We start from the raw sequence: 20,529 nt of genomic DNA, 5'->3' as shown, positions 1-20,529 counted from the left end.
ATGTCGCAGCACACCGACCCTCCTCACCCGCCCTTCGAGAACGCCCTGCCGGGACACCACCGGGGACCGGTCGTGGACATCGGCGCGGCTACGGCCCTGGACCTGGTGGACCGCGAGATCGCGGCCCGCCCCGACGCCTGGGCGATCCGCGAGCAGGGCCGCCGGCCCGTGTCGTACGCGGAGCTGAACCGGCTCGCGGACACCGTCGCCGACCGTCTGCTCGGGGAGTTCGGCGTCGGCGCCGGGGACACCGTGCTGATCGCCGGGCGCGCCGGGGTCGGCTTCACGGCGGTGGTGCTCGGGACACTGCGGGCCGGCGCGGCCTATCTGCCGGTGGACATGACCTATCCGCGCGAGCGCATCGAGCAGATCTTCCGCACCAGCAGCGCCCGCCTGATGGTGCTGGACGACGGGGTGTCCGGTCCGGCCGTCCCGGGCCCGGACACCACGACGACCACGCTCAGCCGACTGCTCGTGGAGTACGCGGATCCACCGCCGGCCCGCCCGGTGATCGCTCCCGAGGACGTCTCCTACGTGATCTTCACTTCCGGTTCGACGGGCGCGCCGAAGGGCATCGTGCAGACACACCGGACGCTGGCCAACCTGGCGGCCTGGCAGGCGGACGGATCCGGTCTGGGCCGGCGGCGCAAGGTGCTCCAGTGCGCGCCGCTCACCTTCGACGTGTCGGTCCAGGAGATCTTCTCCACGCTCGCCTCGGGCGGCTGCCTGTACGTGCCGTCCCCCGAAGTACGGCGGGATCCCCGGGACCTGATGGACTACGTCATCGGCGAGGGCGTCGAGGTGGTGGACTTTCCGCAGTCCCTCATCGACATCCTCATGTCGCTGCCCGTCACGCTCGAACACGCCCCGGCCCTGCGGCACATCATCAGCGCGGGCGAGACGGTGCGGGTCACGCCGGAGCTGGCGGGGCTGCTCACCAGACGGCCCGAGATCACCCTGCACAACCACTACGGGCCGGCCGAGAACCACATGGTGACGAGTCACTCGGTGAGCGCGGCCAGAGGGAATCTGGAACCCCGTCCGCCGGTCGGGTCCCTGGTGTGGAACACCTACGTCCGCATCCTGGACGAGGAGCGGGCGCCGGTGCCCGACGGCGAGGTCGGCGAGGTGTACATCGGCGGGGTGGGGGTGGCGCGCGGCTACACCGACCCCGAACTGACCCGGACCGTGTTCGTGGCGGACCCCTTCGTCCCCGGGGCCCGGCTGTACCGCACGCGCGACCGGGGCGTGTGGCGGTCCGCCGACGGGACGCTTCAGCTCCTGGGGCGGATCGACGACCTGATCAAGATCCGGGGCAACGCGGTGGAGCCCCGGGAGCCCGAGGCCCGGCTCACCGGGCTTCCGGGGGTCAAGGACGCGGCGGTGTTCGGGGTGGCGCGGGCCGACGGCGGAACGGAGCTGCACGCGGCGCTGACCGGGGATCCGCCGCCGGCCCAGGAGTTGCGCCGGGCGCTGCTCGCCGTTCTGCCGGACTACATGGTGCCGGTGCGCTGGTGGGTGACGGACGAGCTGCCGTACTCCGCCAACGGCAAGCTCGACCGCAGGGCCCTGCCGGGGCCGGGGGCCAGACAACTGGCCGTGGTCCTTCACCAGTCGAAGGCCTCCCGGTAGCCCCGCTTGCCGATGCAGTACGTCCGGAACGCCCGCACCTTGTCGGCCATGGCGTCGTCCCCGGTTCGCCGGGCGGCCTCCAGGTACCAGTCGAAGGCGGCGACGACCGGGGCCCGCCGCTCGAAGTGCAGGGCGGCGAACCGGCGGAAGGCGGTGCGCAGGGTGTCCGGGGTCAGCTCAGGGCCGGAGCCGATGAGTTCCTCGACATCGGCGTCGGTCACCGCGGGAAGGTCGATCAGCCGAACGGGGTGTGCCGCGGGAATGTCGTTGCGGATCTCGATGGGCTCGTCGGCGTCCGCGAAGTCGAGGCAGAGGGAAAGCCGGGCGGGCCCGGCGGCGCTGCGAGCCGAATGAGGATGTGTGGTGTGAATTTTCCAGACCTCACCACGACGGAGGTGGTAGACGAGATCGCCCTCGGAATGCAGGGATTCCTCGCTGGTGCGCAACGGAACTTGAAGCCTGGTGCCGGGTTCGGCGAATTCGAGAAAGTCCACGTGCGGGGCGAGAATTCCGTCGCTGAGACTGAAGACACGGACCCACTGCAGCCGCTCCAAGGGGAAGTGTTCGGTGACCAGGGACATGATGCCGGGCAGCTGCCTGCCCAGCTCGGTGAGGGTCAGGCTGTCACCGTGCGGCCGGAACGCGGTGTCGGAGTCGGCACCGCTGCCGTTGGCCAGCACATGGGCCGACCAGGCGCCGAAGGTGAAGGCGTCGTACTCGCCTCCGGGGTCGTGCCGGTCCACGAGCGTCAGTTCGGATTCCAGGTCGTAGGAGTCGATGGGCAATACCGCAAGCCGCTGCGACTTGAGCATGGCAATTCCCCTTCACCGATGGGCGAGTTGATGCGCAGGACACCCAGTCTCGCCAAAATTTCCGCCCCTCGCAATGTCCACTGTCCATCCCCGGAATTCCTTTGTCGTACGGAGGGGAACCATGACTGACCTCACCCAGGATCTGTGCCGGATGTTCGCCCGGGCGCTGGAGTTGGAGTACGTGAGTGATGACACGGACTTCTACCTGGCCGGCGGGCACAGCCTGTCCGCGCTGTCCCTCGCCGTGTCCGTCGAGGCGGCGGTCGGGGTTCCGGTGCGGGTGCGCGACATCCTCGAATGCGCCACCCCGAAGCTGCTGGCGGCGCGCCTGACCGAGGCGGGCGGCACTGACACCGACGCCCGTTCCGGGGCATCGTCCGATGCCGGGACGGTCCAGGACGGGGCGGTGTCCGAGTCGGTCCGCTGGCTGTGGCTGGCACGCCAGGGCGCGCACGGCGGGAAGGGTGCGTACACCGTGCCGTGTCTGCTGCGGGGCCAGGGCCAGCCGGACCCGCAGCGGCTCGCCGCGGCCGTCGCCACGCTCCCCGTCCGCCACACGGCGCTGCGGACGGTGTTCGTAGAACGGCAGGGCGGTCCACAGGCCGTCGTCACCGACCGGGTCGCCCCGCTGGACGTGGTCGACCTGCGCGACGAGGCCCTGGCCGACCGGGAGTTCGAGGCGCTCGTCCACGACCGCGTCGAGATCCCCTTCGACCTCGCGGAAGGGCCGCTCTTCCGCGCCACGCTCTTCCTGCTCGCCGAGGGCGCCTGGGCGCTGCTGCTCACGGCCGATCACCTGGTCTGCGACGGGCGGTCGCTGACGGTCCTGGCGGCTGAACTCGTGACGGTGTACGGCGGACTCCCCGTTCCGGCACCGGAGTTCGCCCCCGGTCCGCCGCGAAGCACACGGTCGCGGGAGGAGTCGCTGGCGTACTGGCGTGACCTGCTCACGCCCCCGCCGACGCCGCTGCTCCTCCCCGTGGACCGCCGCCGGCAGGGGCCGGCGGGCGCGGTGACGGAAACGGTCGCCCTGGACCTCGATCAGCGCCTCACGGACCGGCTCCCGGGCCTGGCCGCGAGCGCGCACGCCGGAACCTTCGCCCCGCTCGCGGCGGCCGTGGCGAGTGCGCTGGGCGAGCTGACGCGCAGCGACGACATCTGTCTGGGCACGCCCGTGGACCGCCGGTCCCTGCTCGGCCGGGACGGCGCCGTGGGCTTCCACGTCGCGACCGTCCCGCTGCGGCTCGACCTGACCGGTCGCGACGACCCGGCCGCTCTGGTGCGGCATGTGGCGGCACGGACGGCGGACGCGCTCGACCACAGCGGGGTCGCCTTCGACGAGCTGGTGGCGACCCTCGACCCGCCGCGGCCGCCGGGGCGCGGCCCCTTCTTCGACGTGTGGGTGGCGCTGTACCCGCACATCGACACCGGCCCCGCCGTGCCGGGAGGCATCTCGCTGCGCGGCGGCCCCTTCCTGCTGCGGCAGGGCATGTTCGAGCTGTCGTTCCAGTTCGTCGAGCACGCGCGGGGACTGCGGCTGTGTCTGCAGTACGACACCGCGCGCTACGACCGTGACACGGCCGAGCAGATCGCCGGCCGGGTCCTCGCCCAACTCGGCCGGATCACCGGGAAACCCGGGCCCGGGCCTGCCGCGCCCCTGCCCGCCCCCGCCTTCCAGGGCTTCCGCTTCGACACGTGACCGGCCTTGCCCAGACCCCCTTCGTGGAACAGGAGACCCCCATGACGACGACCCCGGACACGCTCCCGCTGACCGAGCTGCGCCTGACACCCCAGGAGGCGGCCGAGACGGCCCGGCTGACCATGGAACTCGCCCGGGACCACCCCTCGGCGGACGGCGAAGGCCTGCTGGAGGAGCTGCCGTTGCTCGCCTCCCGGCTGCCCGAACGGGTCCGGCGGTTCCTGCGGTCCTTCCAGCTGGACCGGGCGGGCGGGTACTGCGCCATCAGCGGTCACCAGGTGGACGACGAGCGGATCGGGCCCACTCCGGAGCACTGGCGGGACGAACGGCGGGTCCATCACGAACTGCCCGAGGAGATCCTGCTGTTGCTGTACGCCTCGCTGCTCGGGGAGCCGTTCGGCTGGGCGACCCAGCAGGACGGGCACCTGGTCAACGACGTGTTCCCGATCAAGGAGTACGAGACCCTGCTGCTCGGCACCGGGAGCCGGACGGCGCTGACCCTGCACACGGAGGACGCCTTCCACCCGTACCGCGCGGACTACATCATCCTGGCCTCGCTGCGCAATCCGGACGGCATCCCCGTGGTGGTGGCGGAGGCCGACTTCACCACGCTGCCGGCGGACGTGCTGGACGTCCTCTTCGAGAGCCGCTTCCGGATCATCTCCGACGATTCCCACCTGGCGCACAACAACACGGTGAGCACACCGGAGGACCGCCGGATCTTCGCCGGCATCTCACGACTGATCAGCGGACTCGGTCTGGTGCCCGTGCTGTTCGGCTCACGGACCGATCCGCTGCTGTGCTTCGACGCCACACACATGTCGCCGCCCAAGGACGACCCGGCGGCGGTGCACGCCTTCGCCGCCGCCCGCGAGCTGCTGACCGACGGCACCCGCCCCTGTCCGCTGGACCCCGGTACGTTCGTCTTCCTCAACAACCACCGGGTCGTGCACGGCCGGGAGTCCTTCACGGCGCGCTACGACGGCACGGACCGCTGGCTCAAGCGCGTGAACGTCACCCACGACCTGCGCAAGTCCCGAGGGCTACGGCGTTCGGTCGGGGCGCGGCTGATCGGCTAGGCGCGGGGCCGGGCGCCCGAGGCACCCGGCCCGGGGTCAGGACCGGGCGACCGCGGCGGCGCGGCACACCCCGGCCACGGTGGGCTCGGCGAAGAAGTCGTCCAGCTCCAGCTGGAGTCCGGCCCGGTTCTCCAGCTCGATGACGAGGAGCGCGGCGGCGAGGCTGTGCCCGCCCAGCTCGAAGAAGTCGTCCTCGGGAGCCACCGAGCCCACCCCCAGCACCTCGGCGAAGAGCTGTGCGACCTGGGCGGTGAGGCCGTCGGCGGGCTCGTCGGCCCGCGGAAGGGAGGAATCATGGCACTGTTCCGGTACGGCGGCCCGCAGCACCTGCGCGGCCCGCTCGGCGAGGGCCGCCCGGTCCACCTTGCCGTTGCGGGTGAGCGGCATGGCGTCCAGGCGCACGAGGCGGCCCGGCACCATGGGGCCGGGCAGCACCCGGCGTGCCTGCGCGCGTACGGCGTCCAGGTCGGCGTCGCCGTACAGGAAACCGACCAGGGCGGGCGTGCCGTCGGCCCCGGTCGCCGCGAGCGCGACGGCGGAGGCCACACCCGGCAGCGAGCACAGCCCCGCCTCGACGTCGCCGAGTTCCACCCGGTGGCCGCGGATCTTGACCTGGCTGTCGGCGCGGCCCAGGAACTCCACACCGGCGGGCGTCCACCAGCCCCGGTCTCCGGTGCGATAGCGCCTGCCGCCCGGCAGTTCCGGTGCCTCGGTGAAGAGCCGGGCCGTGAGGTCGGGGTCGTTCACATAGCCCTCGGACAGGCCGGTGCCCGCCACATGGATCTCTCCCGGGAAGCCCGGCGGCAGGGCTCGGCCGTGCTCGTCGAGGACTTCGAGGACGGTGGTGTCGAGGGGCCGGCCGACGGGGAATCCGTGCCGGGGCCGTTCGGTGCAGTCGTACGCCGTGGAGCCGACCGAGTTCTCCGTCGGCCCGTACTCGTTGACCAGCCGTGCGCCGGGCAGCTGCCGGAAGTGGCGGGCGATCAGTTCGGCGGGGCAGGCCTCGCCGGCCACGGTGACCAGGCGCAGACAGCCCGGTGCGGCCAGCGCGTCGAGCAGGACCCGGTACAGGGACGGCACCAGGGTGATGTGCGTGGCGCGGTGACGCTCAACCAGGGCCCCGACCCGCTGCGGCACCAGTCGGTCCGACTCCGGCAGCAGCAGGAGCGTGCCGCCCGCGCCGAGGACGGAGAACAGGTCGGACACGGAGCTGTCGAACGAGAGCGAGGGCACCTGTACGAGCCGCGTCCCGCCGTCCAGTGCGTGGTGGCGCCGCTTCCAGGCCAGGTACCCGGCGATGGCGGAGTGCCGGATCGCGACGCCCTTGGGTGTGCCGGTGGAGCCGGAGGTGTAGATGACGTAGGCGAGGTCCCCCGGTCCGGGCGGCGCGGGCAGGGCTGCCGGGTCCGCCGCGGGCTCCGGGGTCGTGATGAGCGCGTCCACCGCCAGGACCGGTACCGGGCAGCCGGCGAGCAGGTCTGTGTCGTCGGTCACCACGGCCGTGCAGCGGGCGTCGGCGAGGACGAACCGGAGGCGCTCGGGCGGCAGTCCGGGATCCAGCGGCACATAGGCGGCCGCGGCGCGCAGGATGCCGAGGAGCACGGCCACGGCGGCCGCGCTCTTGGCCGCCGCGGTCGCCACCCGGTCGCCGGGCCGCACTCCGGCCGCGACGAGGCCGCGGGCCACCGCGTCCGCGCGCGCCGCCAACTCGGCGTAGGAGAGCTGTCGTCCACCGTCCACGACGGCGATCGCGTCCGGGGTCGCGCGGGCGCGCTCCAGGAACGGCTCCAGCAGCGTGCCCGGCGCCGGCTGCGGGGCGTAGCCGGCGCGTTCCCAGCGGGCCACCTCGGCACGGTCCTCGGGTGCCGACAGCCCGACGTCCGCGCAGGCGGCGCCGGGGTCGGCGAACGCGCCGAGCACGGTGACCAGGCAGCGCAGCACCACGGCGGCCCACCACGGATCCAGTCGCGCGGTGTCGCACGAGGCGTGGAGGGAACGGGCACCGTCGGGGCCGTGACACAGGCCCACCACGAGCGCGGTGTCGCCGTGCGGTGTGCGGGGCAGCCGGTCGGAGCGGACCAGGAGGGCGAAGGGCAGGGCGGGGTCGGCGTCCGGCACGGTGGGGGCCTGCCGCAACGCCGCGTCGACGGCGAGGACGAGATCGCGCAGGGTCGCGTCCGCGGAGGTCTTGACGGGGCAGGCGAGCGTGCCCCGGGGGCCGGCCACCGCGAGCACCGGTTCGGCCACGTCCTCCGCGGCGCGCAGGACCAGCGCCGCCGCGGCGGTCAGGACGACGAGTTCCTCCAGGGGACGGTCCGCGGCCACCCGCTGGAGCCCCTTCCGCGCGGCGGGCGTCAACTCCTCGGTGAGTTCGGCGCGTCCGCTGCCCCCGGCCTCGGTGAGGCGGGCCCGCAGCGGGGTCGGCGTGGGTGCCGTGGTGTTCCGGCCTACGTTTTCAGAGCTCATGACGGGTCCTCAAGGGGGTCGGAGCAAGGAATATCTTACCGGAATTCCAGGATTGACTTCCCGTCGGGAAGCCTCGCAAAACACTGGATCCCGCCACCATGAATCACGTTCCGCTAGGCTTTCCGGAGCGCTGCTAGATTCCGTGAACGAGCGTCTCCGCACGTTGATGAATTAACGGTCGACGAATCCGAATGCGGCATGCAATTTTCCTTGTACAACCGCTCTGACCTGCCATGATGCCGTCAGTTCGGCGAAGGTATATTCATGCCAACGATTGCAGGATAGCAGCGGAACAGATCACTGGGCAGTCCCCTGCCGAGCCTGGCGCAGCATCAGTAAAATCTCCCCGGAAAACACTTGGCTGACGCCTGGACACTATGGCACTCTCGACGGGGAAGGTCACGATCGTGAATGACGAAAGGACCGCACTTCCATGACGCCCGAACCGGAGGCACTGACTCCCCTCGGCTGGGACGAGGGCTTCGCCGAGAGCTGGACGGCCGCCCTCGACGACCTCGACCACCGGTGGCGGGACCTGGCCCGCCCCGCCCGCGTGGTCCGGGTGGACCGCGGTGTCTGCACGGTCCTCGGCGGCGACGGCGAGCAGCGCGCCAGGGTCTCCCTGCCGGCCACGGTCCGGCAGAGCACCGAGGGACAGCCGGCCGTCGGCGACTGGGCCGCCGTCGCACCCGCCGAGGCGGGGGACGAACTCGCCTCGCTCGTCGGCCTGTTGCCGCGCCGGTCCGCGTTCACCCGGCGGGCGGCCGGGCGCGAGACCGTCGAGCAGGTGGTGGCCTCGAACATCGACGTCGTCTTCGTCGTCGTGCCGCTGACGGGCCGCCAGCGGCTGCGGACCATCGAGCGGTATCTCGCGGTGGCCTGGCAGAGCGGCGCCCAGCCGGTGATCGTCCTGACCAAGGCCGATCTGTGCCCGGATGTCGCCGAAGCGGTGCAGGAGGTCGAGTCCGTGGCCTTCGGGGTGCCCGTCGTCCCGCTGAGCGTCCGTCTGGGCGAGGGCATCGAGGCGCTGTACGAGCATCTGCTGCCGGGACGCACGGTCTCCCTCGTCGGCGCCTCCGGTGTCGGCAAGTCCACGCTGGTCAACCATCTGTACGGAAAGGACCGGCAGGCCACCCAGGAGATCCGCGGCGACGGCAAGGGCCGGCACACCACGACCCATCGCGAGCTGGTCCCCATGCCGGACGGCTCCCTGCTCATCGACACGCCCGGGATGCGCGCGCTCGGCGCCTGGGACATCGAGGAGGGTCTCCAGCAGGCCTTCGGCGATGTCGAGCAGCTCGCCGACGAGTGCCGGTTCGGCGACTGCACCCACCAGGGCGAGCCCGGGTGCGCGGTCAACGCCGCCGTCGACGCCGGCGATCTCTCCGGGGACCGGGTCGCCAACTGGGAGAAGCTCCAACGCGAACAACAGCGGCTGGAGTTGCAGCAGGACTCCCGGGCCCGCGCCGAGGAGCACAAGCGCATCCGTGCCCGCCAGCGCGCGCTGAACCGGCGCCCACACCGCTGAGGTCACACCGCCGCACCGGGCGACGGGCTCCGGCCCGGGCGGGACTCCGGTCACCGGCACCGGCACCGGCACCGGCACCGGCACCGGCGGAGCCTTCACCCTCGCCGTCCCGGTGCCGGTGCCCACGGCCGCGTCGCGACGTGCGTCGCCCCGCGGGACCCCAGGCCTGTGACCGCCCGGCCCCGGACGCCGATCGCGCCCCGGGAGCCGTCCACACACCAAGCTCGGCGCACCCCCGTCCGGCGCCTCGACCGAGGCGTCCTGTGGCAGAGGAGATCCTGGTGAGCGTTGCGGAAGGCCGAGCGCGGGTGACCGTCGCGCTCGACGACGAGACCAGCGCGGCGCTCGGTGCGCTGTGTACGTCGGCGGGCGCGCAGGTACCGACGGCCGTGTCGGCGCTGCTGCGGATCCTGCTGCACCGGCTGACCCGGAGCAGGGCGATCGCCCTGCGGGCCGAACTGCCGGACAGGGAGGTCGAATTGATGACGCCGTTCGATCCGGGCGTCGGCTTTCGGTCCTGTCTGGGCGCGGAACAGCATGCCGTGGAGGCGGCGATCGGCGCAGCGTCGCTCTCGGCGGTCACGCTGGTGGCGCGGGAGCACGCCGTCGTTCCCGGCGAGGTCATCGGCGCGGGCCCGGCCCGGATCGCGCTGACCGTGCGCAGCGGCACCTCCGACGCGAGCGGTGCCCGCCGGACGGCGGCTCAACTCGCCCTCCTGGCACGGGAGGCCTGCGCCGCACCGGACACCCCGGTGGGCCTGCTGCCGGTCCTGCCGCAACGACAGCAGGCCGATCTGCTGGCGCTCGGCACCGGACCGCGGCACGCCCTTGCGACGCACGGCACCGTCCTCGACCTGTTCGCCGAGCAGGTGCGCCGGCGCCCCGACGCGACCGCGGCCGTCTGCGGCGACCGTACGTACACCTATGCCGAACTGGACGGCATGGCCGCACGGCTGGCCGCACGGCTGGCCGCGGTGGCGCCGACCGGGCCCGAACGGATCGTCGCCCTGCTGTGCGCCCGCACGGAGTGGATGCTGGTCTCCCTGCTGGCCATCCTCAAGACCGGCTCGGCGTTCCTGCCGCTGGACCCGGAGCAACCGGCACGCCGGCTGCACGAGTTGCTGGCCGGCAGCACAGCGGCGGCGGTGCTGGCCGACGCCGCCCGGGCCGACCTGCTGTCCGGCACGGCGCGGCCGGTCGTGGTCCTCGGCGAGGACACCGCCCCCGAGCCGGCCGAGGTGCGATTCCGCCCGGCGGGCCGGAGCGACCTGGCGTACGTCGTCCACACCTCGGGCTCCACCGGCTCCCCGAAGGGGGTCATGGTCGAGCACCTGGGCATCCTGAACACCGTCCTGTACCGCATCGGGTACTACGGTCTCGGACCGCACTCCCGCATCCTCCAGGTCGACCCCGTGCACGCCGACGCCGGTATCTCCGACGTGCTCTCGGCCCTCGGCGCCGGCGCGCACCTGGTGGTGCTGGAGCGGGAGCAGCTGATCGATCCCGACGAGGTCGCCGCCGTCATCCGGCGGGAACACGTGACCCATGTGCAGACCGTCCCCAGCCTCTACCAGCTGATCCTGGACTACGCAGGCGACCGACTCCCCTCGCTGCGCCAGGTGGTCCTGGGCGGAGAGCGGCTCACCGGCGCCCTGGCCGCCCGGCACCATCAACTCCTGCCGGACGCCGAGCTGTTCAACGAGTACGGACCGTCCGAGGACAGCGTGGCCACCACGCTCGTCAAGGTCGAACCCGGTGTCGCGGAGCCGCCCGTGGGCATGCCGTTCCCCAACAAGACGGTGGACCTCCTCGACGAGCACGGCGTGCCGGTGCCGTTCGGCGCCCCCGGGGAGATCTGTGTCGGCGGCATCGGACTCGCCCGCGGCTACCTCCACGACGAACGGCAGACCGAGGCGCGGTTCGTGGCGAACCCGGTGCGTTCCGGGGAGCGTATGTACCGCACCGGCGACCTGGGGCGCTGGCTTGCCGACGGCGCTTTGCTGTGCCTGGGCCGCATCGACGACCAGGTACAGATCCGTGGCCACCGGGTGGAGCCCGGGGAGGTCACGGAGGTCCTGTCCCAGGCTGCCGGGGTACGGAACGCGGCCGTCGTGGCGGTCCCGGGCGCGGACGGCTCGCTGCGTCTGGTCGCCTATGTCGTCGGCGAGCACGAGCCGTCCCGGCTGCGGGCCCACCTCGCCGACCGGCTGCCCGCGCACATGGTGCCCGACACCTATGTCCCGCTGCCCGCGCTCCCGGTGACCTCCATCGGCAAGCTGGACCGCGCCGCGCTGCCGGTCCCGCCCGAGCCCGGGGCGGCGGCCGAAGAGGCGGCCCACAGCGCGCTGACCGCGGCCGAGCTGCGGGTCGCCGAGGTGTGGTCGGCGGTGCTCGGCCGCACGGTGCGCCGGCCGGACGCCGACCTGTTCGCGCTGGGCGGCCACAGCCTGATCGCGGCACGCATCGCCAAGGAACTGGGGATCGCGGTCAGTACGGTCTTCGCCCGACCGACCGTACGGCTGCTCGCGGCCGTCGTACCCGAGCACGCGCCGAAGCCGACGGCAGCCCCTGCCCGGCTCCGGGGCGGGAGCGGTGCCTTCCCGCTGTCCCGGGCCCAGCGCAGGGTCTGGCTGACCTCGCGGCGCACCCACGCGGACCGCTTCATCATCTCGGACCTCGTCCGCACCGGCCGCTCCCTCTCCCCCGACACCCTGCGCACGGCGCTCGCCGCCGTCGTGGACCGCCAGGAGCTGTTGCGGGCACGGGTACGGGCCTCGGGCGCGGCGGCCGAGCTGACGGTGGTGGAGCGGCTCCCCGCAGGCGTTCCGCTGCGCGTGACGGAGCTGCCTGGAGCGGATCCGGACGGACCCGGGGTGCGGGAGGCACTGCGCGACGCCCGGTCGGTGACCTTCGACCTCGCGCAGGCCCCGCTGTTCGAGGTGTGCCTGATCAAGGGCCCGGCCGGCGGCGACCTGGTCACGGTCAGCGCCCACCATCTGATCTACGACGGTGCCAGCGTCAGCGTGCTGCTGGACGACCTGTTCACCGCGTACGACGCGGTGGAGCGCGGCGGCGGCCCCGAACTGCCGCCGCTGCACTACCAGTACCGCGACTGGGCCGCCGAGGAGGAGGCCTGGCTCGGCTCGGCGGAGGCGGCACAGCAGGAGGCGTTCTGGCGGAAGCGGCTGGAAGGGGTCCGCCCGGCCCCCGATCCGGTCGACGCCGCGCGCCGGGGCCGGCGCCGAGGCCTTTCCGGACTGGTCCGGCGCACGCTGCCGGCCGCCTCGGTGCAAGGCTCCCCAGGGACGCCGTACGCCGTCGTGGTGACCGCCTTCACCGCGCTGCTCCACCGGACCACCGGGGCGACGGACCTGCTGCTGGGCTTCCCCGCGAGCCTGCGGCACACGCCGGCGGCCGACGCGCTGGTCGGATACTTCGCCAACGCGGTGCCACTGCGCCTGGAGTTCGCCGCCGGGGACGGGCTGGGCGCACTGCTGGAGCATGTGGGAGAGCGCGTCGTGGAGGCGTACGAGCATGCCCGGCTGCCCTTCGACGCCCTGGTGGAGCGCCTCGGCATCCCGGCGCGGCCGGGCCGCAGCGTCCTGTTCGATCTGGGCGTGAGCTGGGAGAACGCGACCGTCGGCGGCACTGCCCGGCAGGTCGAGGACGTGCTGTCCGACACCTTGCCCGCCGACAGCGACCTGTGGCTGTACGCGAGCGTGCGCGGTGACGTGCTGCACCTGGATCTCACCTACGACCGGAACCTGGTGACGCAGGACGAGGCGACAGGGTTCGCGGACGACCTCGTGTGCCTGGTGTCCGCCGTGGTGAACGAACCGGGCACACCGGTGGGTCCGGGCGACGGGGCGGAGCGGGAGGAGGGCGTATGGGGTGCCACGGCTTACGACTTCTGACGCCCCCGGCTGGCGTGCGGGGCGCGGCTGTGCCGGGTACCGCGGGGCGGCCCGCCGGCGCGGGCCGCCACTGTCACGGTGCCTCAGACCAGGGCCCGGCCGTGCGGTGCGTAGCGGCGTCCGCCGGCCCGGCGCAGGTCGGCCAGGACGTTGATGCGGCGCAGCCATCGATCGGTGCCGTCGTAGCGGGCCGCGAAGGGCCTGCGTCCGTGTACGGCACGCTTGTTGTCGACGATGAGCAGCTCGCCGGGTCCGACCACGACGTCCCGCAGGCCGGCGTCGATGGCCGCGATCGCGGCGTCGAGGGCCTGAAGTGCCTCGCTGTCGAGCGTGCGCGGCATGAAGGCCGGGTCGATCCGGATGTAGGGGGCGGCGCGGTCGCCGGAGAGGACGGCCGTGCGCCGGGGCTCGGTCTGCTGGTCCGCGATGTCACGGAACGCCTCGGCGACCCAGCTCTCCTCCTCCAGTCCGGTGGTCCTGCTGTTGAACGCGGCGGTGTGCGACTCGTCGGGCCGGATGACGAAGCGCTCCTCGAAGAGCAACGCGCGCAGCCGGTCCTCCAGCCGGATGTCCTGGACGGTGGCGAAGGTGGTCGGCACCCGGTCGTGGTTGCGGATCCCCGCCAGCATGATCCAGTCGGCGCGCAGCGGGTGGAAGGCGTCCTCGTTGTGCCACTCCAGCGGGGTCGTGGAGCTGGAGCCGAGCTGTTCCGCCTCGTGTCCCTTGATCGGGAACAGGTCGAGGACCAGGCGGCCCCGCTGCTGGGTCAGGAAGGAGACCGGATCGCCGAGGAGGGTGCCGAACAGGAGCAGCAGGGCGGTGGCGCGCTCCGCCTCCGCGCTCACCGGCTCGTGGACGTAGTCGGTGGGGGTCGGGCCGGCCAGGGCTTCGGACACGGGCAGGTTGGCGACGACGAGACCGCCGTAGGGGCGTCCGGTGAGCCGGAAACGCACGAGGTGGGACCGGATCCGCACGGGCATCTCGTGGGCGAGCAGGGTCAGTTGGTCGAGCCGCTGGTCGAGCGGCTGCTCGTGGCTGTCGTCCAGGGCCGCCTCCGCCAGGTCGTGCAGGGCGGTACGCTCCGCATCGGTCAGCTCCAGGCAGGGCATGCCGTCGTCGGCTCGCGTCGGGAGTTCCGCGACGGGAAGAGCTCCTCTGATATCCATGAGGTGTGCTTTCCTTTTCTGTACTCAGGCAGTATTCGGGACAGACGGACCCTCACGAGAGATTTCGGACACATATCGATCCGGACCGGGGAAAACCTTTTCCAGTTTAAAATCCAGGGAAATTCGGCTCGGTCTAGAATTACTCGAACGGCATGCCGAGAACGCCGTCGAGCGCCCCCGTCCCCCGTTTCCGTCCACCGGCCATCATCCCCACGTCGCCGGAAAAGACTAGGTCGAAGCCTAGTCTCACCAGACAAAATACCCCAGCGGCTCGACATGTGAGCCACGTCACTCCCCAGGTTCCCACATTCATCGCAACCGTCGCGGATATTCGCACCGTCAAGGGTCTTGAGGCATTATAGCTCTCCTCGGCGGCGCCGATCCGTTTTCCTGACACGCGTCTTCTCCTGCCCTTTTCGAGCCGAGGAGCCACCATTGTCGAAATGCCCCGACCATACCTCCGGACCGGTGCGTTCCGCGCCGGCGGCCGCACTTTTTGGCCATGGTGCGGAAAGGGACTCCGCGGCCGTACGCGTCCACTGGCTCGCCACGCTGCGGGGCATCCGCCGCGAGCCCCTGCTCCAACCGGGAGGGACGAGCGCGCCGGTGCCGGAGGCCGGATACGTACCGGCCGATCGGACGGCGGCCCTGCGGCGCATGGCGGGGGACGATCCGGTCGGCCTGCAGCTGCTGCTCTTCGCCGCGACCCGGCTGTGCCTGGGCGCGTTCGGGGCGGCCGAGGAGCTGGCCGTGCTGTGCCCCTCGCCCGCCGACCCGGACGCCGAAATCGCCCTGCGCACCGGGATCGCACCGGGCACGCCGATGACCGAGTTCCTCGCCCGCGCCCACGCCGACCTCGTCGCCGCGACACCGTTCGCCTGGCGCCACCGTGAGCCGCTCGCGGCCCGGCTCGAAGCGGCCGGCGCGGCCGAGACCGACGCCCTGTCCCAGCTGGCCGTGTGCTGGGAGACGGCGGACGGACCCGGACGTCCGGCGTCGGCGGGAGTCGAGGTACGCGGCCGGCTGACGGAGGACGGCACCCTGCGGGTGGCGGTCGCCTCCCCGTACGCGCGGGTACCGGCCGCCGCGGGCAGTCTGCCCCGCTGTGTGGCCGCCGCGCTGGCCGACCTCGCCCGCGATCCACGGCGTCCAGCCCGGGAGGTGGACATCCACGGCCCCGCCCGGCGCGCGGAGCTGGCGCGCTGGAGCGGGCTGCCGCTGCCGACCGCCTATCCCGCCCGCACCCTCCTCGACCTGGTCGACTCGGCCGCCGCGCGGCACGGCGGCAAAGTCGCCGTGGCCGACGGCGCCACCCGGCTGACGTACGACGACCTGATGCGCCGTTCGGCGCACCTGGCCGCCGTGTTGCGCACCGAACACGGTGTCGTGCCCGGCGACCGGGTGGCCGTGGTCCTGCCGCGCGGCGCGGGCCTCGTCGTGGCCGTACTGGCCGTGCTGCGCGCGGGCGCCGCCTGGGTGCCCGTCGATCCCGCCCATCCCGCACAGCGCGTCAGCCATCTGCTGCGCCTCAGCGAGGCCGGGCTCCTGATCGGCGACCACTCCTGCGCCGACCCCGCCCTGCCCGTCCTGCCCGCGGCCCGGGTCCTCGACACCGCACCGGTCGCCTCCGAACCGCCGCCCGCGCCACGCGTACGGCCCGAGGACGAGGCCATGGTGCTCTTCACCTCGGGCTCCACCGGACTGCCCCGCCCGGTGAGCCTGCGGCACGACCAACTGCGGCACAAGGCGGTCAGTTCGGCGGAGCAACTCGGCATCGACGCCGAGGTCCGGTGCGCCCTGCTCTCGGCGCTCACGTCCGACGCGACGGCGTACCAGATCTTCGTGACGCTCGGCGCGGGCGGCACGCTGATCGCGATGGGGGCGCCCGACGAACTGGACCCCGTCACCTTCTGGGATCGGATCCGCGCCGAGCGGGTCACCCTCGTCAACTGTGTGCCGGGCCTGCTGTCGGCCATGCTGGAGGCGCTCCCGCCGTCGGCCGGGCTGCCCCTGTCCCATCTGATCCTCGGCGGTGACGCGGTGCCGCGCGGTCTGATGGCCCGCACCCGGGGCCGGCTCAGGATCGGCAGGCTGGTCAATCTCTACGGCCCGTGCGAGGCGACCGTGGAGTGCGTGTCGTACGTCTGTGACGGCGACCGGGCCGCCGAGCTGATGTCGGTGCCCATCGGCTCCCCCTCGCCGGGCTTCGGTGTCCTGCTCGTGACGCCCTGGGGGACGCTCGCGCCCGTCGGGGTCCCCGGCGAGATCTATGTCGCCGGCCCGGGCGTGGCGTCCGGCTATCTCAACGCGCCCGACGCCACGGCCCGGCGGTTCGTCGCCTGCCCGGTCGGCGGCGCCGGCCACAGCTTCCGCACGGGCGACCTCGCCCGCTGGAACGCCGACGGCACACTGGACTACCTCGGCCGGATCGACGGTCAGGTCCAGCTGCACGGCCACCGTGTGGAGCCCGGCGAGGTGGAGCAGGCACTGGTGCGGCTCGCCGGGGTACGGGAGGCGGTGGTACTGCCCCGGTCCGGCGGCCGGGACGCCGTGACCCTGGCCGGCTGGTACACGGCCGACCCGCCCCTCGAACCCGCCGTCGTACGGGCCCGGTTGGCCGATCAGCTGCCCGCGCACATGGTCCCCGCCCTGCTCACCCAGGTGCCCGCGCTGCCCCGGACCCCGCACGGCAAGATCGACCGGACCGCGCTCGCGGCCTCCCCGGCTCCCGGGCCGCGGGCCGTGTGGACGCCGCAGGACGGCGCGTCGCGGACCGTCGCACAGGCCTGGGAGAGCGTGTTCGGGCAGCCGCCGCGCGCCGCGGACGAGGACTTCTTCGCGGCCGGCGGCCACAGCCTCACCGCCGCACAGCTCGTCAGCGCCCTGTGCGCGGCGGAACCCGAATGCGGTGTGGCCGTACGGCAGATCTTCACCGCGCGAACCCCCGAGGCGCTGGCCGAGGCGGTACGGCGGGGCCTGCACGGCGCCCGCACGACCCCGTCCGCCGCCCCACCGCGGCCCCCCCGGCAGCCCCTCCCCGCCGAGACCGAGGCCAGCAACGCACAACGCCGCATGTGGCTCCTGGAGGCCCTGGACGAGGGCGAGTCGCGTGCCTACAACATGGTGGAGGCCTACGAACTCGACCGCCCCCTGTCCGAGGAGGCGCTGCGTGCCGGGCTGCTGGCCCTGGCGGTCCGGCACGAGTCGCTGCGGACCACCTTCGACCTGCCGCGGGACGGCGCGGGCGCGGTGCTGCGGCAGGTCGTCCACGAGGTCGCGGAGGTGGACCTCGAACCGCTGGTGGAGCGGGTCCCCCCCGAGCGGTTCGAGGCCGCGCTCGCCCGGGCGCACGACGAGGAGACCAGGTGGCGGTTCGACCTGGCCGCCGGTCCGCTGGTGCGGCTGCGCCAGCTGAGCGCCGGGGGACGGCCGCCCGTCCTGCTGTTCAACGTCCACCACTGCGTCAACGACGGCTGGTCGTACTCCGTGCTGCTGCGCGACCTGCTCACCGCGGCCGCGGCGTTCGAGGCGGGGCAGCCGTGCCCGCTGCCCGGGCTCCCGGGCTACCGCGCGCACACGCGGGCGCTGGCCGCCCGACTGGCCGGAGCGGGCGGGCAGGCCCACGCACGGTATTGGCGGCGGACGCTCGGCGATCTGCCTCCGCTCGCCCCGCTGCCCGCCGACCATGTGCCGGCACACGTGCGGGGCGGCGCGGGCGGGCAGATCCGGCTGGCCCTGGACGAGGAGGGGACGCGGAGGCTGCGGGCCCTTGCCCTGCGGGCCGGCGCCACGCCGTTCATGGTGTGTGTCGCGGCGGCGCGCGTGCTGCTGCACCGGCTCACGGGCGTCACCGACCTGCCACTCGGCACGGTGGTGGCCGGACGCTCGCTGCCCGAACTGGCCGAGGAGGTGGGGCTGTTCGCCAACACGGTCGTGCTGCGCACCGCCCTGGATCCGGCGGGCTCCTTCACCGACCTGCTCGACCGGGTCCGCCGGACCGCCCTCGATGTGCAGGAACACGAGGAGTATCCGTTCGACCGGATCGTGGAGGATCTCGCGCTGCCGCGGGAGGCGGGCCGAAATCCGCTGTTCGACGTGCTGGTGGAGACGGTGATGTCACCGACCGTCGAAGGCGGCACGGGCTCCGGCCGGCGCACCGCGCGCCATCTCGACGACCCGCCCGAGGTCAGCGACTTCGACCTCTCCTTCGGCTTCCTGCTGCCGGAACCCGGCTCCGGGCAGCACACCCAGATCCGCGTCGGCTACCGCCGCGACCGGTTCACCCCGCGGAGTGCGGCCCGGATCGGCGAGCAGCTGCGCGAGGTCCTTCGGGCCGTGCTGTGCGACCCCGACGCCCCACTGGCCGCCCTGTTCGCTCGTACCACGACCGAACTGCCCCTGTCCGAGGGAGCCGTGCGGGCCCTCGCGCGGATCAGCGGGGGACGGGCCGCCGAGGAACTGGTAGTGCTGACCTCCGCGGTGGCCCTGGTGACGGCGGGCGCGGGCGGTGCCGGAGAGCTTCAGGTGCAGCGGTCGGCGGCGCGCGTGCACTGCCCGGTCGACGCGGCGGCCGCGATGACCCCGGCCGACCTGGTCGTCGCGGTGGACGAGGCGGTCAGAACGGGGGCCCCGGCCCGAGGACTGCCCGGGGTGCTCGTGGCGTCACAGGCCGTCGCCCCGGCCGCGACCGGCGTACCGCTGGTCGTGACCCTGCTCGGGACGAGCGGGCCCGGCCGCCGGGTGTTGCGCGTCGAAGCGGACGCGGGCACAGCCGGGCAGCGCGCGGCCGAGGCCCTACGGCACGGGCTCGACGGGGCGCTCAGCTCCTTCGCACGGCCCCGGGAACCGTTCCCGCACCGACGATCGCCCTCCGGCACGCCCATCGCGCACGGCACAGGCAACGGGAGGAACACATGAGTCCGGACGCGACCGTAACCCACCTGGTCGGAGCGTCGGCGGTGATCCTCATAGCCGCCAACGCCGGAGGGTGGCTGTCCCGGAAACTCGGACAGCCCAGCATCGTCGGCCAGTTGATCGCCGGCATCGCCCTCGGCCCCAGTCTGCTCTCCCAACTCCCCTCCGCCGTCGGCGACACCCTGTTCCCGCAGGCCATCGCACCGATGCTGACCGCACTGAGCCAGGTCTCCCTGGTGCTCTTCCTGTATGTCGTCGGATACGAGCTGGACCTGAACCTGCTGCGCGGCAGGTCCCGCGCGACGCTCACCATCGCGACGGCGGCCTTCGCGGTACCGATGCTGGTGGGCGCGGGCGCCGCGCTGCTCTTCCACGGCCCCCTGGAGCACCTGGGCGTGCCCCGTGACATGTCGGCGAGCTCGGTCCTCTTCCTGGCCGTCGCGCTGTCGATCACGGCCGTTCCGGTGCTGATCGTCGTGGTGCGGGAGAACGGCCTGGCCGGCACGGTGCCCGGGGTCCTCGCCGTCTCGGCCGCCGGGCTCATCGACGTCGTGGGGTGGGCCGTCTTGCTCGGCACCATCATGGAGAGCGGCGACGGGTCCGGGATGTCCCTGCCGTTGCGGCTGTTCCTGCTCCTGGTGTTCGTCGCCGTGATGGTCGGTCCGGCCCGGCTGGTGCTGCGCCGCCTCATGCGCTCGCCCGGTGTCGCCGCGCAGCCCCGGCTGGCGGTGCTGATCGGGTTCGCCTTCGCCGCCGCATGGGCCACCAGCGCGCTCGGCCTGCACGTCATCTTCGGGGCGCTGCTCGCCGGTGTGGTCACGCCCCGTGAGCCGGACGGCACCCTGGACCCGGAGCTGGTGCGCTCCCTGGACGGCATCGGATCGCTGCTGCTGCCGTTCTTCTTCGTGGTGTCGGGCCGCAGCGTGTCCGTCGGCGCGCTGGGGGGCACCGCGGTGGCCGTCCTGGGCGGTGTGACGGTGCTCGCCGTCGTCGCCAAGGTGGGCTCCGGTGCCCTCGCGGCGCGCGCCTGCCGGCTGGACAGGCGGACCTCGCTCACCATCGGGGTGCTGCTCAGCACCCGTGGGCTGACCGAGCTGATCGCCCTCAACGCCGGTTTGCAGGCGGGGTTGTTGAGCGGTCCGCTCTACACCGTGTTCGTGTTGATGGCGCTCGCCACCACGCTGCTGACGCAGCCCCTGCTGGTGCTGTGCCGCCGGGTGCGGGCGGCGGACGGCGACCCGCGCTCCTCGGCCGATCCGGTGTCCGTGGCGGCTCCGGGCGGTCACTGACGCGGACGCGGGGCGGCGGGTTCACCCCGT

At 73.1% G+C, this 20,529-nt stretch carries 10 protein-coding genes; 7 read left to right on the top strand and 3 right to left on the bottom strand.

Translation table 11 applies throughout. The features are described from left to right. Positions 1-1,632 (top strand): amino acid adenylation domain-containing protein, encoded by a 1,632-nt coding sequence (locus tag ADK64_RS07200; protein WP_053656219.1) that lies wholly within the window; start codon positions 1-3, stop codon positions 1,630-1,632. Here the strand turns inward: ADK64_RS07200 and ADK64_RS07195 are convergent. Beyond that, complete coding sequence (locus ADK64_RS07195; protein WP_053656217.1) at positions 1,608-2,444, bottom strand: putative nonproteinogenic amino acid hydroxylase; 837 nt, start codon at positions 2,442-2,444, stop codon at positions 1,608-1,610. The genes ADK64_RS07200 and ADK64_RS07195 overlap by 25 nt on opposite strands. 121 nt (positions 2,445-2,565) lie before the next feature. On the opposite strand from ADK64_RS07195, the gene ADK64_RS07190 reads away from it, so the two are divergent. Beyond that, complete coding sequence (locus ADK64_RS07190; RefSeq protein WP_053656215.1) at positions 2,566-4,143, top strand: condensation domain-containing protein; 1,578 nt, start codon at positions 2,566-2,568, stop codon at positions 4,141-4,143. A gap of 41 nt (positions 4,144-4,184) precedes the next feature. Beyond that, positions 4,185-5,222 carry a guanitoxin biosynthesis L-enduracididine beta-hydroxylase GntD gene (gene gntD / locus ADK64_RS07185; RefSeq protein ID WP_053656213.1) on the top strand — a complete coding sequence of 346 codons (1,038 nt, stop codon included), beginning with the start codon at positions 4,185-4,187 and terminating at the stop codon, positions 5,220-5,222. A 36-nt stretch (positions 5,223-5,258) separates the two neighbouring features. On the opposite strand, the gene ADK64_RS07180 is transcribed toward gntD (ADK64_RS07185), so the two are convergent. Next, complete coding sequence (locus ADK64_RS07180) at positions 5,259-7,688, bottom strand: non-ribosomal peptide synthetase (protein ID WP_053656211.1); 2,430 nt, start codon at positions 7,686-7,688, stop codon at positions 5,259-5,261. Positions 7,689-8,121: 433 nt separating this feature from the next. On the opposite strand from ADK64_RS07180, the gene rsgA reads away from it, so the two are divergent. Next, positions 8,122-9,216: a ribosome small subunit-dependent GTPase A gene (rsgA, locus tag ADK64_RS07175; protein ID WP_053656209.1), complete on the top strand. Its 1,095-nt coding sequence runs from the start codon at positions 8,122-8,124 to the stop codon at positions 9,214-9,216. 281 nt (positions 9,217-9,497) lie between these two features. Then, positions 9,498-13,130: a non-ribosomal peptide synthetase gene (locus ADK64_RS07170; protein WP_159046183.1), complete on the top strand. Its 3,633-nt coding sequence runs from the start codon at positions 9,498-9,500 to the stop codon at positions 13,128-13,130. 83 nt (positions 13,131-13,213) lie between these two features. On the opposite strand, the gene gntD (ADK64_RS07165) is transcribed toward ADK64_RS07170, so the two are convergent. After that, on the bottom strand, positions 13,214-14,296 hold the full coding sequence (gntD, locus tag ADK64_RS07165) for a guanitoxin biosynthesis L-enduracididine beta-hydroxylase GntD (protein ID WP_053656206.1): 1,083 nt from the start codon (positions 14,294-14,296) through the stop codon (positions 13,214-13,216). A 468-nt stretch (positions 14,297-14,764) separates the two neighbouring features. On the opposite strand from gntD (ADK64_RS07165), the gene ADK64_RS07160 reads away from it, so the two are divergent. Next, a complete protein-coding gene (locus ADK64_RS07160) occupies positions 14,765-19,213 on the top strand; it encodes a non-ribosomal peptide synthetase (protein WP_159046182.1) in 4,449 nt (1,482 codons plus the stop codon). Further along, complete coding sequence (locus ADK64_RS07155) at positions 19,210-20,499, top strand: cation:proton antiporter (protein WP_053656202.1); 1,290 nt, start codon at positions 19,210-19,212, stop codon at positions 20,497-20,499. The genes ADK64_RS07160 and ADK64_RS07155 overlap by 4 nt, the downstream gene beginning before the upstream one ends. Positions 20,500-20,529 lie beyond the last annotated feature (30 nt).

This window comes from Streptomyces sp. MMG1121 (assembly GCF_001280015.1).
In the GTDB taxonomy this organism is placed as follows: Bacteria; Actinomycetota; Actinomycetes; order Streptomycetales; family Streptomycetaceae; genus Streptomyces.
The sequence above is the reverse complement of the archived record's forward strand: the minus strand, read 5'-3'. Positions and strand labels throughout refer to the sequence as shown.

What these genes read in the sequence shown, in the direction of transcription:
- ADK64_RS07155 (WP_053656202.1), top strand. Translation starts at nt 19,210, where the DNA reads ATGAGTCCGGACGCGACCGTAACCCACCTGGTCGGAGCGTCGGCGGTG.
- ADK64_RS07180 (WP_053656211.1), bottom strand. Translation starts at nt 7,688, where the DNA reads ATGAGCTCTGAAAACGTAGGCCGGAACACCACGGCACCCACGCCGACC.
- ADK64_RS07190 (WP_053656215.1), top strand. Translation starts at nt 2,566, where the DNA reads ATGACTGACCTCACCCAGGATCTGTGCCGGATGTTCGCCCGGGCGCTG.
- gntD (WP_053656213.1), top strand. Translation starts at nt 4,185, where the DNA reads ATGACGACGACCCCGGACACGCTCCCGCTGACCGAGCTGCGCCTGACA.
- ADK64_RS07195 (WP_053656217.1), bottom strand. Translation starts at nt 2,444, where the DNA reads ATGCTCAAGTCGCAGCGGCTTGCGGTATTGCCCATCGACTCCTACGAC.
- gntD (WP_053656206.1), bottom strand. Translation starts at nt 14,296, where the DNA reads ATGGATATCAGAGGAGCTCTTCCCGTCGCGGAACTCCCGACGCGAGCC.
- ADK64_RS07200 (WP_053656219.1), top strand. Translation starts at nt 1, where the DNA reads ATGTCGCAGCACACCGACCCTCCTCACCCGCCCTTCGAGAACGCCCTG.
- rsgA (WP_053656209.1), top strand. Translation starts at nt 8,122, where the DNA reads ATGACGCCCGAACCGGAGGCACTGACTCCCCTCGGCTGGGACGAGGGC.